The organism is Pseudomonas syringae (assembly GCF_021606685.1).
GTDB classification, from domain to species: Bacteria; Pseudomonadota; Gammaproteobacteria; order Pseudomonadales; family Pseudomonadaceae; genus Aquipseudomonas; species Aquipseudomonas syringae_R.
In genome coordinates, this window is the sequence record NZ_WKCB01000031.1 from 19,689 (window position 1) to 34,167 (window position 14,479).

Below are 14,479 nucleotides of genomic sequence, written 5' to 3' on the forward strand. Positions count from 1 at the left end.
TATCGCGATAACCGTTCTCATTAGTCAATTTGGTTATTTGCATATACTCAAACATCACTTTTGCGCATAAACGCAAACTGGTATCGTGCGCCGGCTCCGTTGGGAGTGCGCGGCCGTGCGCGCAGATTTGCCGAGAACAGGACCTATATGTACGTATACGACGAATACGATCAGCGCATCATCGAGGACCGCGTCAAGCAGTTCCGTGATCAGACCCGACGCTACCTAGCAGGTGAACTGAGCGAAGAAGAGTTCCGCCCTCTGCGCCTGCAAAATGGCCTTTATGTTCAGCGCTTTGCGCCGATGCTGCGGGTGGCCGTGCCCTATGGCCAACTGACTTCGCGCCAGACGCGCATGATGGCCAAGATTGCCCGCGACTTCGACAAAGGCTATGCCCACATCAGTACCCGCCAGAACGTACAGTTCAACTGGCCGGCCCTTGAAGATGTGCCGGATATCCTGGCTGAGCTGGCGACCGTGCAGATGCACGCCATTCAGACCAGCGGTAACTGCCTGCGCAACGTGACCACCGACCAATTCGCCGGTGTTGCCGCCGATGAGCTGATCGACCCACGCCCCTGGTGTGAAATCGTGCGTCAGTGGACCACCTTCCACCCCGAATTCGCCTACTTGCCGCGCAAGTTCAAGATCGCCATCAATGGCTCGACCTCGGACCGCGCCGCCATCGAAGTGCACGATATCGGCCTGGAGCCGGTGTACAACGCGGCCGGCGAGCTGGGCTTCCGCGTCCTGGTCGGTGGCGGCCTGGGCCGTACCCCCGTGGTCGGCGCGTTCATCAACGAGTTCCTGCCGTGGCAAGACCTGTTGAGCTACCTCGACGCCATCCTGCGGGTCTACAACCGCTATGGCCGTCGTGACAACAAGTACAAGGCCCGGATCAAGATCCTGGTCAAGGCGCTGACCCCTGAGGTGTTCGCCCAGAAAGTCGACGCCGAGATGGAACACCTGCGCGGCGGCCAGACCACCCTGACCGAAGCCGAAGTGCACCGCGTCGCCAAGCATTTCGTCGACCCTGAGTACAAGGCCCTGGCCAACCAGGACGCCGAGCTCGCAGCGCTGGATACAGAGCACCCAGGCTTTGCCCGCTGGCGTGGCCGCAACACCCTGGCGCACAAAAAGCCGGGTTATGTCGCCGTCACCTTGTCGCTCAAACCCACCGGTGTTGCACCGGGCGATATCACCGACAAGCAGCTGGACGCCGTCGCCGACCTGGCCGAGCGCTACAGCTTCGGCCAACTGCGCACCTCGCACGAGCAGAACATCATCCTCGCGGACGTTGAGCAGAGCCAACTGTTCACCCTGTGGGGCGAGCTGCGCGAAGGCGGTTTCGCCACGCCGAACATCGGCCTGCTGACCGACATCATCTGCTGCCCGGGTGGCGACTTCTGCTCCCTGGCCAACGCCAAATCGATCCCGATTGCCGAATCGATCCAGCGCCGTTTCGACGACCTGGACTACCTGTTCGACATCGGCGAGCTGGACCTGAACATCTCCGGTTGCATGAACGCCTGTGGTCACCACCACGTCGGCCACATCGGCATCCTGGGCGTGGACAAGAAAGGCGAAGAATTCTACCAAGTGTCCCTGGGCGGCAGCGCCAGCCGCGATGCGAGCCTGGGCAAGATCCTCGGCCCGTCCTTCGCCCAGGAAGCCATGCCCGAGGTGATCGGCAAGCTGATCGACGTGTACATCGAACAGCGCACCGAAGATGAGCGTTTCATCGACACCTACCAGCGCATCGGCATTGACCTGTTCAAGGAGCGCGTCTATGCAGCGAATCATTAAGAACAACGAAGTCCTCGACGAAACCTGGCACCTGCTGCCCAAGGACGCGAGCTTCGACGGCATTTCCAACTGCGACGACCTGATCGTGCCGTTGGCGCTGTGGCGCGAGCACGGCCACGCCCTCAAGGCCCGCGACGGCGGCCTGGGTGTGTGGCTGGACGCCGATGAAGAAGCCGAGGAAATCGGCGCCGACGTGGAACACTTCCAGGTCATCGCCCTGAACTTCCCGGCCTTTACCGACGGTCGCAACTACTCCAACGCGCGCCTGCTGCGTGACCGTTACGGTTACACGGGCGAGCTGCGCGCGATTGGCGATGTGCTGCGCGACCAGTTGTTCTACCTGCGCCGTTGCGGGTTCGATGCCTTCGCCTTGCGCGCCGACAAAGACCCGTACGAAGCGCTGGAAAGCCTCAAGGACTTCTCGGTGACGTACCAGGCTGCAACGGATGAGCCGCTGCCGCTGTTCCGTCGCCGCTAAGACCGAATCTGCAGAACAAAGCAAAACTACCTGTGGGAGGGGGCTTGCCCCGATAGCAAAGTGTCAGTCAACGCTTAGATGACTGACCCACCGCTATCGGGGGCAAGCCCCCTCCCACATTTGGATCTGCTTACTGTGGGCCGACCTTGATCGACGCCAGCACCTGCTTCTGCCCCATGGAGCACGGCACCCCTTGCGGTTGCGCCCTTACCGCTTCGATCACGCCGAGCAATTGCGCCTTGCTGTGGGCCAGTTGCGCTTGCATCCCTTCGATCTGCGCCACCTTGCGCTCCAGCGCCTCGAGCAGCTCTTCACGCTTGTGCTCGCCTGGCGCAGGCATCAAGGCCTTGAGTTCCTGCAGGGTAAACCCGGCCTGTTGCGCGCTTTGAATCAATTGCAGGGTCTGCAGTGCCTCTTGTGAATAACGCCGATAGCCGTTGGCCTGGCGCCCCACCTGGCTGATCAAACCTTGGGCTTCATAAAAGCGGATGCGCGACGCCGCCAAACCGCTCTGTTTTGCCAGCTCACCAATATTCATCCCGACGCCCGCTTGACATTAAAGTTAACTTTAAGCTTAGCCTGAGGCCTCCCCCGCTCAGGAGTCAACCATGTCACCCTTTGAAGCCCTGCAACTGCCCAACGGCCAGGTTCTGTCCAACCGTATCGCCAAAGCCGCGATGGAAGAGAACATGGCCGATGCCCGACAAGCACCGTCCCGCGAATTGAAGCAGCTGTACAACGCCTGGGCGGAGGGTGAACCGGGCCTGTTGATCACCGGCAATGTGATGATCGACCGCCGCGCCATGACCGGCCCCGGCGGCGTCGCCCTTGAGGATGAGCAGCAGCTGGACAGCTTTCGCGAGTGGGCCGAGGTCGCGCGCGGCAAGGGCGTGCATTTCTGGGTACAACTCAGCCATCCGGGACGCCAGACGCCGGCCAATCTGCGCCAGCAAGCAGTGGCGCCCTCTGCCATTGCACTCGACCTGGGCGGATTCTCGAAGATGTTCGCCAAGCCCAAGGCCATGACCGAGGGCGATATCCAAGAGGTGATCAAGCGCTTCGCCACCAGTGCGCGCCTGGCCGAGAAAGCCGGGTTTAGCGGCGTGCAGATCCACGGCGCCCATGGCTACCTGCTCAGTCAGTTCCTGTCACCCTTGAGCAACCAGCGCACCGACCGCTGGGGCGGTTCACTGGAGAACCGTGCGCGTTTGCTGCTGGAAGTGATCCTTGCGGTGCGCGCCAGTGTCAGCCCTGGGTTTTGCGTGGCGGTCAAACTCAACTCCGCCGACTTCCAGCGGGGCGGCTTTGCAGAGGCCGACGCGCGCGCCGTGGTCGAGATGCTCAACCGGTTGCCCATCGACCTGCTGGAATTGTCCGGCGGCAGCTACGAAGCCCCGGCCATGCAAGGCGAAGCGCGTGACGGTCGCACCCTGGCGCGTGAGGCATACTTCCTGGAGATGGCCACCGAGCTTGCCGCCATCGCCACCATGCCGGTGATGGTCACCGGTGGCATTCGCCGCCTGCCCGTGGTGCAGCAGGTGCTCGACAGCGGCATTGCCATGGCCGGTATCGCCACCGCCCTGACCCTGGAGCCGCAATTGATCAAGCAGTGGCGCGAAGGTCGCGACCCCAACCCGCAACTCAAACCGATCGACTGGCAGCGCAAACCCCTGGCCTCTCTCGCCATCCTCGCCGTGGTGCGCTACCAGATGCGCCGCCTCAGCCGTGGCCATCGGCCCAAGGCGAAGGTCGCCCCATGCATGGCACTGGTGCGCGATCAATGGTTTATCGCCCGGCGCACCCGCCAATACCGCGCCGCCATGACGCAATCTTCACATTAAGCGCGGAGCATTCGCCGTGATCGAACTGTCCCCTATTGATCAGCAATTTTTAACCTCACTGACGATTGGAGTTCTTCATGGCGAAAATCAACCTGGCCCAGCAATTGGCGACCACCCTTGAACAGGCGGGCATCAAGCGCATCTGGGGCCTGACCGGCGATAGCCTCAACGGCCTCACCGACGCCCTGCGCACCATGGACAGCATCGAGTGGATGCACGTGCGCCACGAAGAAGTCGCCGCGTTCGCCGCCGGTGCCGAAGCGGCGGCCACCGGTGAGCTGACGGTGTGCGCCGGCAGCTGTGGGCCGGGCAACCTGCATTTGATCAACGGCCTGTTCGATTGCCATCGCAACCATGTGCCGGTACTGGCGATTGCCGCACAGATCCCATCGTCCGAGATTGGCCTCAACTACTTCCAGGAAACCCATCCCCAGGAGCTGTTCAAGGAGTGCAGCCACTTTATCGAACTGGTCACCAACCCCGAGCAGATGCCCCAGGTGCTGCACCGCGCCATGCGCTCGGCGATCCTCAATCGCGGCGTGGCGGTGGTGGTGATCCCGGGGGACGTGTCGCTGCTGGAAGTCGAAAACACGCTAAAGCCCTGGCCCGCCCTACACGCGCCGCGCACCCTGCCGGCGGAACAGGACCTGCAACGCCTCACCGACATCCTGCAAAGCAGCCAGAAGGTCACGCTGTTGTGTGGCAGCGGTTGCGCCGGTGCGCATGACCAGGTGGTCGCCCTGGCCGACACGTTGGGCGCGCCGGTGGTGCACGCCCTGCGCGGCAAGGAACACGTGGAGTGGGACAACCCGTTCGACGTGGGCATGACCGGCCTGATCGGCTTCAGCTCGGGCTACCATGCGATGCTCGACTGCGACACGCTGATCATGCTCGGCACCGACTTCCCCTACCGCCAGTTTTACCCCACCGACGCAAACATCATTCAAATCGACCGCGACCCACAGGCCTTGGGTCGTCGCGCCACGCTGGACCTGGGCATCGCCGCCGATGTCAGCGAAACCCTCGACGCCCTGCTGCCTCGCCTGACCCGCAAGACCGATCGCAGCTTCCTCGAAACGTCCCTCAAGCATTACGAAAAAGCCCGTCAGGGCCTGGACGACCTCGCACAGCCATCAAAGGCCAACCGCCCTATCCACCCGCAATACGTGGCGCGCCTGCTCAGTGAGCTGGCCGATGATGACGCGATCTTCACCGCCGACGTGGGTTCGCCCACCGTCTGGGCGGCGCGCTACTTGAAAATGAATGGCCAGCGCCGTCTGATCGGCTCGTTCAACCACGGCTCCATGGCCAACGCCATGCCCCAGGCCATCGGCGCACAAGCGGCGTTCCCGGGGCGGCAAGTGATCTCGATGTCGGGCGACGGCGGTTTTGCCATGCTGATGGGGGATTTCATCTCGTTGGCGCAGCTCAACCTGCCGGTCAAAGTTATCGTCTTCGATAACTCGTCATTGGGGTTTGTCGCGATGGAAATGAAGGCGGCCGGCTACCTGGATGCCGGCACCGAACTGAAAAACCCAGACTTCGCGGCGATGTCCAACGCCATGGGCATCCTCGGCATCCGCGTGGAGCAATCCGAGGACCTGGAACCGGCGCTGCGCCGCGCGTTGGCGCATGATGGCCCGGTGCTGGTGGATGTGGTCACCGCCACCCAGGAGCTGGTGATGCCGCCGACTATCAAGCTGGAACAAGCCAAGGGGTTCAGCCTGTACATGCTCAAGGCAGTGATGAGCGGGCGCGGTGACGAGGTCATTGAGCTGGCACGCACTAACTGGCTGCGATAAACCCACTGTAGGAATGCGCTGACTGTGGCGAGGGAGCCTGCTCCCTCGTCACAAAAGCTCGCTACGTGCGTGAAGGCTGCGCTATCAGCCGTGCTGTTTTTCTACCCACTTGCCGTAGGCATCAATAAACGCCTGCAGGAACGGCTTGGTCTTTTCCGACAATTTGCCGGCCTCGTCAAACACACTGCCTGCCCCACCCAGATAAGCTTCCGGCTGCTGCATGCAGGGCACATCGAGGAACACGAGGGACTGGCGCAGATGGTGGTTGGCACCAAAACCGCCAATGGCGCCCGGTGACACACTGATGATCGCCCCCGGCTTGCCGCTCCACGAACTCTGCCCATACGGGCGGGACCCTACGTCGATGGCATTCTTCAGCGGGGCGGGTACGGAGCGGTTGTATTCGGGGGTCACGAACAGCACCGCGTCGGATGAACCCACCTGCTGACGGAAAGTACTGTACGCTGCCGGCGGTGTCGCACCGTCTATGTCTTCGTTGTAGAGCGGCAGGTCGCCAATTTCCACAATGTTCAACCTGAGGTTGGCGGGTGCCAGTTCGGCCAGGGCCAGGGCGACCTTGCGGTTGATCGAGTCTTTTCTCAAGCTGCCAACCAGGACGGCAATCGTGTAGACCTTGCTCATTGGGGTTTCTCGACGTCTGACTAAAGGAGCTTGTAGTTATAGAGTTTTCGCGGCGTGATCACCAGAAGGTTTTGTTAATCGCGCGGGCGCTTATCTTGCACCTCGACGTGTAGGAAGCATCTGAAAACATCAGCGAATTTTATTTTTTTCCATAGGTAAACTACCCCGCTCTCTGACGGTCTACAGAACCGCAAATCGAGTGTTTATCTCCAGAGGTTCTAAACAGATGGCAGCAGTACTAGTCGGACAGTTTCATGCCAGAGACGCAGAAGGACGTGTGTATTCGGTGCATGAGTTCCAGGAATCCAACCCGGCGCAAGGCGACCTGGCTGGCTCGGCACCTACCACCACCTACAAGCTGGCCATTGGCGACCGTGTAGAAAAGCTGGAAGGTGACGAATTCAAATTGATTCAATCGGGCACCATCCTTGTGCGCGAGTCGCAAACCATCCTCGCGTCATAAGATCTCGCCCTATCCACCGGCTCAGTCCTGGCCATTGATGGCATTGACTGGGCTGGGGTGATCACGGACGACTGATCTGCGTCACCTCGATACCCTGCTCCCCCTCGACCGTCTTTACGGTCACCATCAACCTCCCCCGCTCGCCCTCCACCGCGAACATGGAACGCCGATACCCCGCTGTGTTGTAGCCGGGATGCGCGACTACCTGCCTGACCAGGGCCACTTCCAGTACCGCACCAACCTGCTCGACCACCTGTTCCTGGGAACGGATGAACGCTTCAAGTGCGAGATTTTCCGGGATGGTTTCGGGTTGAGTGTCGAACAGATAAGCAGCCACGCAGCCGACGGTCACCAGGACCAGCAGTTGCTTGACCGTTACCCCGAGCTTGAGCAAGGGTAGAGGCATATGAGACCAGACCTGTTTTTGTTGTTAACGCCGGTAGCCGGCTTTGGTCATTGATGATCAGCGTAGCCATTCTATTGAATCCCCGGCGCGCTGCACATAGACTCCGGCGATGCGTTTACGTCATATCGAAGTGATTCAGGCCATCTTGCAGACCGGACACCTCGGCACGGCCGCCGAATGGTTGCAACTCCCCGTGGGCGATGTGGACGCGGCGCTCAAGGACGCCGAGCAGCAATTGGGCTTCATGCTGTTCGCCAGTGTGCGCGGGCGCTTGCAAGCCACCCGCGAAACGCTGGAGTTGCAAGCGCACATTGCCCAAGTGTACGAAGCGCTGGAACCGGTGCAGCGCCTGGCCAGCCGCCTCAAACACCATCACGCCCCGCCCCTGCGCGCCCTGTGCACGCCGCCCCTGGCCAACCAATTGTTGCCACAGAGCATCGCGCTGCTGCGCCGACGTTTTCAGGACACGCCGTGCAACCTTTCCAGCCAGCCAACCCGGGACATCGTCAGGAGCCTGCTGCTGCACGAAGCCGATGTGGGCCTGAGCCTGCATGACCCGGAACATCCGCAAATCCACAGCAGCGTACTGGCCCAGGGCAAACTGCAACTACTGGCACCCCATGGCTGGCTCAAACCCAAGCAGAAGTACATTGCGCTGCAGGACCTTGCCGGCCAATCGATGATCGGCCTCGAAGGGCACGACCCGCTCAGCCGCCAACTGGACGCCAAGCTGCAAGCCTTGCGCCCGCTGCCAGTGGTGCAGACGCGGGTGCAGACCTACCAGATGATGCGCAGCATGGTGGAAGCCGGAGAAGGCCTGGCGATTGTCGACCCGTTCACCGCGTTCGGCGCGCGTGAGGCCGGGCTGGACGCGTGCCCGGTGTCACCGCCGATCATGGTCAGCCTGTACGCGCTGACCCTCGGCGAGGCCGTGGCCTCACCGGCGCTGAATACGCTGCTGGAGATCGTTGCCCAGAAGGCGCAAGGCCTGCTGGCGAGCTAAGGCTGTTGGACCTCGGTCTTGAATAGCCGATACCAGAAAATCGCCACTTCGCGGGTTTGCGGGTCAATGCCGCGATAGCGCAGGTGGTCAATGCCGCCCATCACGTAACCGCAACGCTCGTACAAACGGCAGGCCCCGAGGTTGTTGTTCTGGGTTTCGAGCATCATGCCCGGCAGGTTTTTCTTGCGGCTCCAGAACTGCGCCACGTCCAACAGCGCCTTGGCCACTCCGTGTCGGCGGGCCGGCAACGCCACGGCCAGTTCGTCGACGTGAGCAAAGCCGTTCCAATTGGTGCTGACCACGATATGCCCTACCGCACGATCATCCAGATAGGCCATGAAGATCGCACTGTCCGGCGCATCGCGGAAACTGGCGAACTCTTCGGGGTCGATGCCGTAGCACTTGCGGTAAGGCAGGATACGCTCCACCGACCATTGATCGACCCGCTTGCCCATCTGTGGCTCACCGTAGGCGCTGACCTCAAAGCTGAAGTCGTTGCCCCACACGTAAGCATCAAAGCCCTCGTCGGCGACCCGAACACTGAGCCCTGGATACTTAGGGTTCATTACAGCGTGCATAAACATTCTTAACCCTTGATGCAATCGACGGTGTAACAACGACCCTTGCCGTCATCTTCGTGTTGCAACCCATGAACATCCGCGACAAAACCGGGGAAACTGCTATCGAACGTCCGGGCAAAAGCCAGGTAGTCAATGATCGATCGCGTCGACTCGGTAAAACGCTCGCCGGGCATGATCAGCGGAATCCCGGGCGGATAAGGCACCAGCATCACCGCGGCGATGCGCCCTGGCAAGGCGTCGATGGACACCGCCTCGACCTCGCCCCGGACCAGTTGGTCGTAGGCGTCAGCTGGTTTCATCGCACTTTCCGGCAACACCGTGTACATCCGCTTGAGGTGCTTGGCAGTTGCGTTGCTACGGTAACAGCTATGCAACTGATCGCACAGGTCGCGCAAACCCAGGCCTTGATAACGCAGTGGGCCCTGCGCGAACACCGATGGCAAACAACTGGCGAGGCTGGCATTGGCGTCGTAATTGCGCTTGAACTCGAGCAACTCGGTGAGCAAGGTACTCCACTTGCCTTTGGTGATGCCCATGGAAAACAGCACAAGGAAGGAATACAGGCCGGTTTTTTCCACCACCAGCCCACGCTCCCAGAGGAACTTGCTGACCACCGCAGCGGGAATCCCACAGTCGCTCAAGGCGCCGCCGGCACTCAGGCCGGGCATGACCAAGGTCACCTTGATCGGGTCGAGCAGCACGTAGTCTTCGGCCACGTCACCAAAGCCGTGCCAGTCATCCTGCGGCTGCAGCAGCCAATCCGCCGTGGCGACCCGCTCGATACCGGCCACCGAGGGCGGTTGCCAGATGGAAAACCACCAGTCTTCGGCGGCGATATGCTGGCGCAGGTTGGCCAGGGCACGGCGAAAACTCAGGGCTTCATCGAACATTTCCTGCAACAGCGAACGCCCCGCCGGGCCCTCCATCATGGCCGAGGCCACGTCCAGGGACGCGATGATGCTGTATTGCGGCGACGTGGAGATATGCATCATGAACGCTTCGTTGAAACGATCACGGTCCAGTTGCCGGGCACCGCCGTCCTGCACATGAATCATCGAGGCCTGGCTGAACGCGGCCAGCAGCTTGTGGGTGGAATGGGTGGTGAACACCAGCGGGCTGTCCGGGGTGCGCGAAGTACCCATGCCATAGCGCCCGGCAAAGAACTCATGGAACGCCGCATAGGCATACCAGGCTTCGTCAAAGTGCAACACCTCGACACTGTTGCCCAACTGCTGCTTGATCAACTCGGCGTTGTAACACAGGCCGTCATAGGTGGAGTTGGTGACCACCGCCAGCTTGACCTTGGGCGGGCGGCCACGGGTCAGCGGGTTGGCGTCGATCTTGGCGCGGATCGACTCGGGGCTGAATTCGCTCAGCGGGATCGGGCCGATGATGCCCAGCTCGTTGCGCTCTGGGCACAGGTAGAGCGGGATGGCGCCGGTCATGATGATCGAATGCAACACTGACTTGTGGCAGTTGCGGTCCACCAGCACCAGGTCATCGCGCCCGACCATGGCGTGCCAGACAATCTTGTTGGCGGTCGAGGTGCCATTGATCACGAAGAACGTATGGTCGGCGCCAAAATTGCGCGCGGCGCGGGCCTCGGCCTCAGCCAAGGGCCCCGTGTGATCGAGCAATGAGCCCAGTTCGGGCACCGACACCGACAAGTCCGAGCGCAGGGTATTTTCCCCGAAGAATTGATGAAACGCCTGCCCTACCGGGCTTTTGCGGTACGCCACCCCGCCGCCGTGGCCGGGGGTGTGCCAGGAATAATTGGAGTCGGCCGTGTGTTGCACCAGGGCTTTGAAAAAAGGCGGCAACAGGCCATCCAGGTAACTGCGCGCCGCACGCGCCACTTGGCGCGCCAGAAACGGCACCGTGTCTTCGAACAGGTAAAGGATGCCGCGCAGTTGGTTGAGTTCACTCATGGCATCAGCCGGGGCATTTTCCAGGGTGACTTGCTCGCCCAAGGCAAAGATCGGCAGGTTCGGCGCGCGCACCCGTGCCAGGCGGATCAACTCGACCATGTTTTGCAGCAGATGGGTATTCTCGCCGGCGCCTTCGGCGGCGATCAGCATGCACGCCAGGCCGTGATGGGTAGCCGCCACCAACCGGCCCTCGGCGTAGTCCACTGCGGAAAATATACTGAAGCCCTCTTGTTCCAGCTCCCGGGCGATGCCTCGAACCCGATCACCAGCAACGGTGTCGGCCTTGATGTCGCGGTGCACGATCAGCACGGGGAACTTGAGGTCTTTGTACATGAGTGCGTGTAGTCCTGAGGGCTATGCACTCAGGGTAGAAGCTGGGAGCGGATGTGGCGAATGAAGATTTTGCCGACGCTGAAGATCAACTGTGGGAGGGGGCTTGCTCCCGATGGCAGTGTGTCAGCCACTTATGTGCTGCTGACCCACCGCTGTCGGAAGCAAGCCCCCTCCCACATTTTTGACCGTATCCAGTCAGGGATTATTGCGGGGTCAGTTGGGTCCACAACGCCGGCGCACCGGCCGACTTGGCAATCGCTTCAAGCCGCGCCGCATGCTCAGCCAGGTCCTGCTCGCTGGCGCGAATGATCGTGGTCGGTTTGCGGTCTGCGGGCAAACGGCGAATTTCCGAAGGGCGGTTGCCCGAACCTTCCGCCGAGCCACTGCCATCGGTAGCGTTGCCCGCCAGAGACAAGCTGGTCTGCCCGCCGGTCATGGTCAGGTAGACGTCAGCCAGAATCTCGGAGTCGAGCAAGGCGCCGTGAAGCTCACGGCCGGAGTTGTCGACGCCGTAGCGTTTGCACAATGCATCGAGGCTGTTGCGCTGACCGGGGTGACGCTCCCGAGCCATCATCAACGTGTCGAGGATCGAGCAGTGCTGGGAAATATCCGCGCGATCCGTCTGCCCCATCAGGGCAAATTCGTTATTGATGAAGCCGACGTCGAACGCCGCGTTATGGATGATCAGCTGGGCGCCGTTGATGAATTCGAAGAACTCGTCGGCCACCTCGGCGAAACGCGGCTTGCCCTTGAGGAATTCGTCGGTGATGCCGTGCACGCCGATCGCGCCTTCATCACTGTCACGATCCGGTTGCAGGTAGACGTGGAAGTGACGCCCGGTGAGGCGCCGACCCAGCAGTTCGACACAGCCGATTTCAATGATCCGGTGGCCGTCGGTCACCGGCATGCCGGTGGTTTCGGTATCGAGTACAACAGATCGGATGGCCATCAGGGTTCAGCTCTCAACGGTGTGGTGTATGCCAAAGGGCGCGATGTTAACACGTGAGTCGCCATCAGCTCTGCTTGTAGCCGCGCACTTCGTCCACGCCACGGTTGGCCAACTGGTCGGCGCGTTCGTTACCCGGATGGCCGATATGACCGCGCACCCACTTCCAGGTGATGTCATGGCGATTGCACTGTTCATCGAGCAGTTGCCACAGGTCGGCATTCTTGACCGGTTCTTTGGCGGCGGTCTTCCAACCGCGCTTCTTCCAGTTGACCATCCACTCGTTGATGCCTTTCATCACGTATTGCGAGTCGGTCACCAGCAACACGTTGCAGCGGCGCTTGAGTTCTTCCAGGCCGCGAATGGCGCCCATCAGCTCCATGCGGTTGTTGGTGGTATTGGCTTCGCCGCCCCACAACTCCTTCTCCACGCCCTTGCACACCAGCAATGCGCCCCAGCCACCCGGGCCAGGGTTGCCCTTGCAGGCGCCATCGGTGAAGAGTTCTACGCTATCAGTCATCTGTTGCATCCATCAAAACGGCGGGGGGTGAAATCAAAAAGAGCATCTATGGTTCGCTTTGCTTGCGATTGACCTTGGCCATCGGCATCGGCACCAGCTTGCCCATGGGCTGGCGTTGAACCTGGCGCACCGGCCGCAGCCCGACCACGATCTTGCGCGCCACCAATAAATAGAAGCCGCCACCCGACAGCTGCCAGGCACCCGCACGGCGTTCCCAGCCGGCCAGGCGGCCTTGCCACTTGGTCGAGGCAAGCGGCGGACGATAGCACCCGAAGCGGCGTTTCTCCAGCGCGAAGCCCAGCAGGTTCAGCCAGTCACCCACCCGCGACGGCGAGATGCAGCGCGCCTGGCGCAGGCCGTCGTGGGCGAACACATGGCGCAGGCCCCAGCTGCTCCATGGGTTGATGCCGATAATCAGCAAATGCCCACCGGGGCGCACACTGCTCGCCGCTTCGCGCAGTAAACCGTGGGGTGACAGGCAGAAATCCAGGCCATGCTGCAACACCACCACATCGGCGGCGTGCTCGCTCAGCGGCCATGCCTGTTCTTCACACACAATTTCCACCCCCGGCAACGGCGCGCCCAGGCGCACATTGCGTTGCACCTGCGGCGCCGATGGCGGGGTCTGGGCCGACGGGCCGTAATGCACCAGGTAGCCACCGAAGAACCGCCCCAGCTCGTCTTCGAGCATGCGCCGTTCTTCATCCAGCAAAAATTGCCCGATCGGCCCGGACAGCCAATCGCGTGCCGCGCTGATCAGGGCCAGCCATTCAGGATCGGCCTGGGCGAACGCTTTATCAGTCATTGCATTCTCCAACTCGCCTAGACGTTCTAAGATGCACCAATGTGTTCAGCTTGGCGAATCGAAGAATGATACAGATCAGTGCCCTGCCCGCCTTCACCGATAACTACATCTGGTTGTTACAAGACCCGCACACCCAACGCTGCGCCGTGGTCGACCCTGGCGATGCCGCGCCGGTACTGGCCTGGCTCACGCAGAACCCGCAGTGGGCCCTCAGCGACATCCTGGTCACCCACCATCATCACGACCATGTCGGCGGTGTCGAGCAACTCAAACGCGTGACCGGCGCCAAGGTCTACGGCCCGGCAAATGAACAGATCCCGGCGCGGGACGTGGCCCTGCAGGACAACGACCGCATCAGCGTGCTGGGCTGGGACTTCGACGTCTACGCCGTGCCCGGCCACACCTTGGGCCATATCGCCTTTTATCACCAGGGCGTGCTGCTGTGTGGCGACACGCTGTTCGCCGCCGGCTGCGGGCGCCTGTTCGAAGGCACTCCGCAGCAGATGCACACCTCGCTGGAGCGCCTGGCCGCCCTGCCCGCCGAAACGCAGGTGTACTGCACTCACGAGTACACACAAAGTAACCTCAAGTTTGCCCAGGCGGTGGAACCGGACAATGCCGATATCGCCGAACGGGTGGAGCATGTGCGCCAACTACGGGCGCGCGGCGAGATGACATTGCCCTCCAACCTGGCCCTGGAAAAACGTACTAACCCTTTTTTACGCACCTCTGAAACATCCGTTAAACAAAAAGCGGACGAACGGAATGGCCGCGATAACCGCTCTGGGGCCGAGGTGTTTGCTAGCTTGAGGGCATGGAAAGATAAGTTCTAAGAGGACGCAATCTGATACGTATTTTCTGAATGGTTGACCGGAACCAAACGGGTTTCTAGAATCGCCCGACATTTTTGCCCGGAACTTACTTC

Annotated in this window: 15 protein-coding genes; 7 read left to right on the forward strand and 8 right to left on the reverse strand. The window is 61.3% G+C overall.

The features are described from left to right. Positions 1-147: 147 nt before the first annotated feature. Both GIW02_RS13925 and GIW02_RS13930 read left to right on the forward strand, forming a co-directional pair. Positions 148-1,806: a nitrite/sulfite reductase gene (locus tag GIW02_RS13925; protein WP_236414139.1), complete on the forward strand. Its 1,659-nt coding sequence runs from the start codon at positions 148-150 to the stop codon at positions 1,804-1,806. Next, positions 1,790-2,284, forward strand: a complete 495-nt coding sequence (locus tag GIW02_RS13930) for a DUF934 domain-containing protein (RefSeq protein WP_058411677.1) — start codon at positions 1,790-1,792, stop codon at positions 2,282-2,284. Before GIW02_RS13925 ends, GIW02_RS13930 begins: the two co-directional genes overlap by 17 nt. Positions 2,285-2,414: 130 nt before the next feature. Here GIW02_RS13930 and GIW02_RS13935 read toward each other — a convergent pair whose 3' ends face one another. Next, positions 2,415-2,822 (reverse strand): MerR family transcriptional regulator, encoded by a 408-nt coding sequence (locus GIW02_RS13935; protein ID WP_236414141.1) that lies wholly within the window; start codon positions 2,820-2,822, stop codon positions 2,415-2,417. A gap of 70 nt (positions 2,823-2,892) precedes the next feature. Between GIW02_RS13935 and GIW02_RS13940 the strand changes: the two genes are divergently transcribed. Further along, positions 2,893-4,125, forward strand: a complete 1,233-nt coding sequence (locus GIW02_RS13940) for an NADH:flavin oxidoreductase/NADH oxidase family protein (RefSeq protein WP_236414143.1) — start codon at positions 2,893-2,895, stop codon at positions 4,123-4,125. Positions 4,126-4,202: 77 nt separating this feature from the next. Next, a complete protein-coding gene (gene poxB / locus GIW02_RS13945; protein ID WP_236414145.1) occupies positions 4,203-5,927 on the forward strand; it encodes a ubiquinone-dependent pyruvate dehydrogenase in 1,725 nt (574 codons plus the stop codon). A gap of 84 nt (positions 5,928-6,011) precedes the next feature. Here poxB and GIW02_RS13950 read toward each other — a convergent pair whose 3' ends face one another. Continuing rightward, positions 6,012-6,569 carry an NAD(P)H-dependent oxidoreductase gene (locus GIW02_RS13950; RefSeq protein WP_236414147.1) on the reverse strand — a complete coding sequence of 186 codons (558 nt, stop codon included), beginning with the start codon at positions 6,567-6,569 and terminating at the stop codon, positions 6,012-6,014. Between the two features lie 226 nt (positions 6,570-6,795). Here GIW02_RS13950 and GIW02_RS13955 point away from each other — a divergent pair, with 226 nt between their 5' ends. After that, positions 6,796-7,032 carry a hypothetical protein gene (locus tag GIW02_RS13955; RefSeq protein ID WP_185708994.1) on the forward strand — a complete coding sequence of 79 codons (237 nt, stop codon included), beginning with the start codon at positions 6,796-6,798 and terminating at the stop codon, positions 7,030-7,032. A gap of 61 nt (positions 7,033-7,093) precedes the next feature. Here the strand turns inward: GIW02_RS13955 and GIW02_RS13960 are convergent, their stop codons facing one another. Next, a complete protein-coding gene (locus GIW02_RS13960) occupies positions 7,094-7,438 on the reverse strand; it encodes a hypothetical protein (protein ID WP_236413012.1) in 345 nt (114 codons plus the stop codon). Positions 7,439-7,547: 109 nt separating this feature from the next. Here GIW02_RS13960 and GIW02_RS13965 point away from each other — a divergent pair, with 109 nt between their 5' ends. Further along, entirely contained in the window at positions 7,548-8,441 is an 894-nt protein-coding gene (locus tag GIW02_RS13965) for a LysR substrate-binding domain-containing protein (RefSeq protein ID WP_236413014.1), read from the forward strand. Here GIW02_RS13965 and GIW02_RS13970 read toward each other — a convergent pair. From GIW02_RS13970 to GIW02_RS13990, 5 genes are all read right to left on the reverse strand, one after another. Then, the gene (locus GIW02_RS13970) at positions 8,438-9,007 is read right to left on the reverse strand and encodes a GNAT family N-acetyltransferase (protein ID WP_236413016.1); all 570 of its coding nucleotides are present in this window, start codon (positions 9,005-9,007) and stop codon (positions 8,438-8,440) included. The two genes, GIW02_RS13965 and GIW02_RS13970, sit on opposite strands and share 4 nt — an antisense overlap. Before the next feature lie 20 nt (positions 9,008-9,027). After that, complete coding sequence (locus tag GIW02_RS13975) at positions 9,028-11,283, reverse strand: Orn/Lys/Arg family decarboxylase (RefSeq protein WP_236413018.1); 2,256 nt, start codon at positions 11,281-11,283, stop codon at positions 9,028-9,030. A gap of 202 nt (positions 11,284-11,485) precedes the next feature. Further along, positions 11,486-12,226 carry a DNA polymerase III subunit epsilon gene (gene dnaQ / locus GIW02_RS13980; RefSeq protein WP_236413073.1) on the reverse strand — a complete coding sequence of 247 codons (741 nt, stop codon included), beginning with the start codon at positions 12,224-12,226 and terminating at the stop codon, positions 11,486-11,488. Between the two features lie 70 nt (positions 12,227-12,296). After that, positions 12,297-12,749 carry a ribonuclease HI gene (gene rnhA / locus GIW02_RS13985; protein WP_003173571.1) on the reverse strand — a complete coding sequence of 151 codons (453 nt, stop codon included), beginning with the start codon at positions 12,747-12,749 and terminating at the stop codon, positions 12,297-12,299. Positions 12,750-12,795: 46 nt separating this feature from the next. Further along, a complete protein-coding gene (locus GIW02_RS13990; RefSeq protein ID WP_236413020.1) occupies positions 12,796-13,554 on the reverse strand; it encodes a methyltransferase domain-containing protein in 759 nt (252 codons plus the stop codon). A 65-nt stretch (positions 13,555-13,619) separates the two neighbouring features. Between GIW02_RS13990 and gloB the strand changes: the two genes are divergently transcribed. Next, positions 13,620-14,387, forward strand: coding sequence for a hydroxyacylglutathione hydrolase (gene gloB, locus GIW02_RS13995; protein WP_236413028.1), 768 nt, complete (start codon positions 13,620-13,622; stop codon positions 14,385-14,387). Positions 14,388-14,479 lie beyond the last annotated feature (92 nt).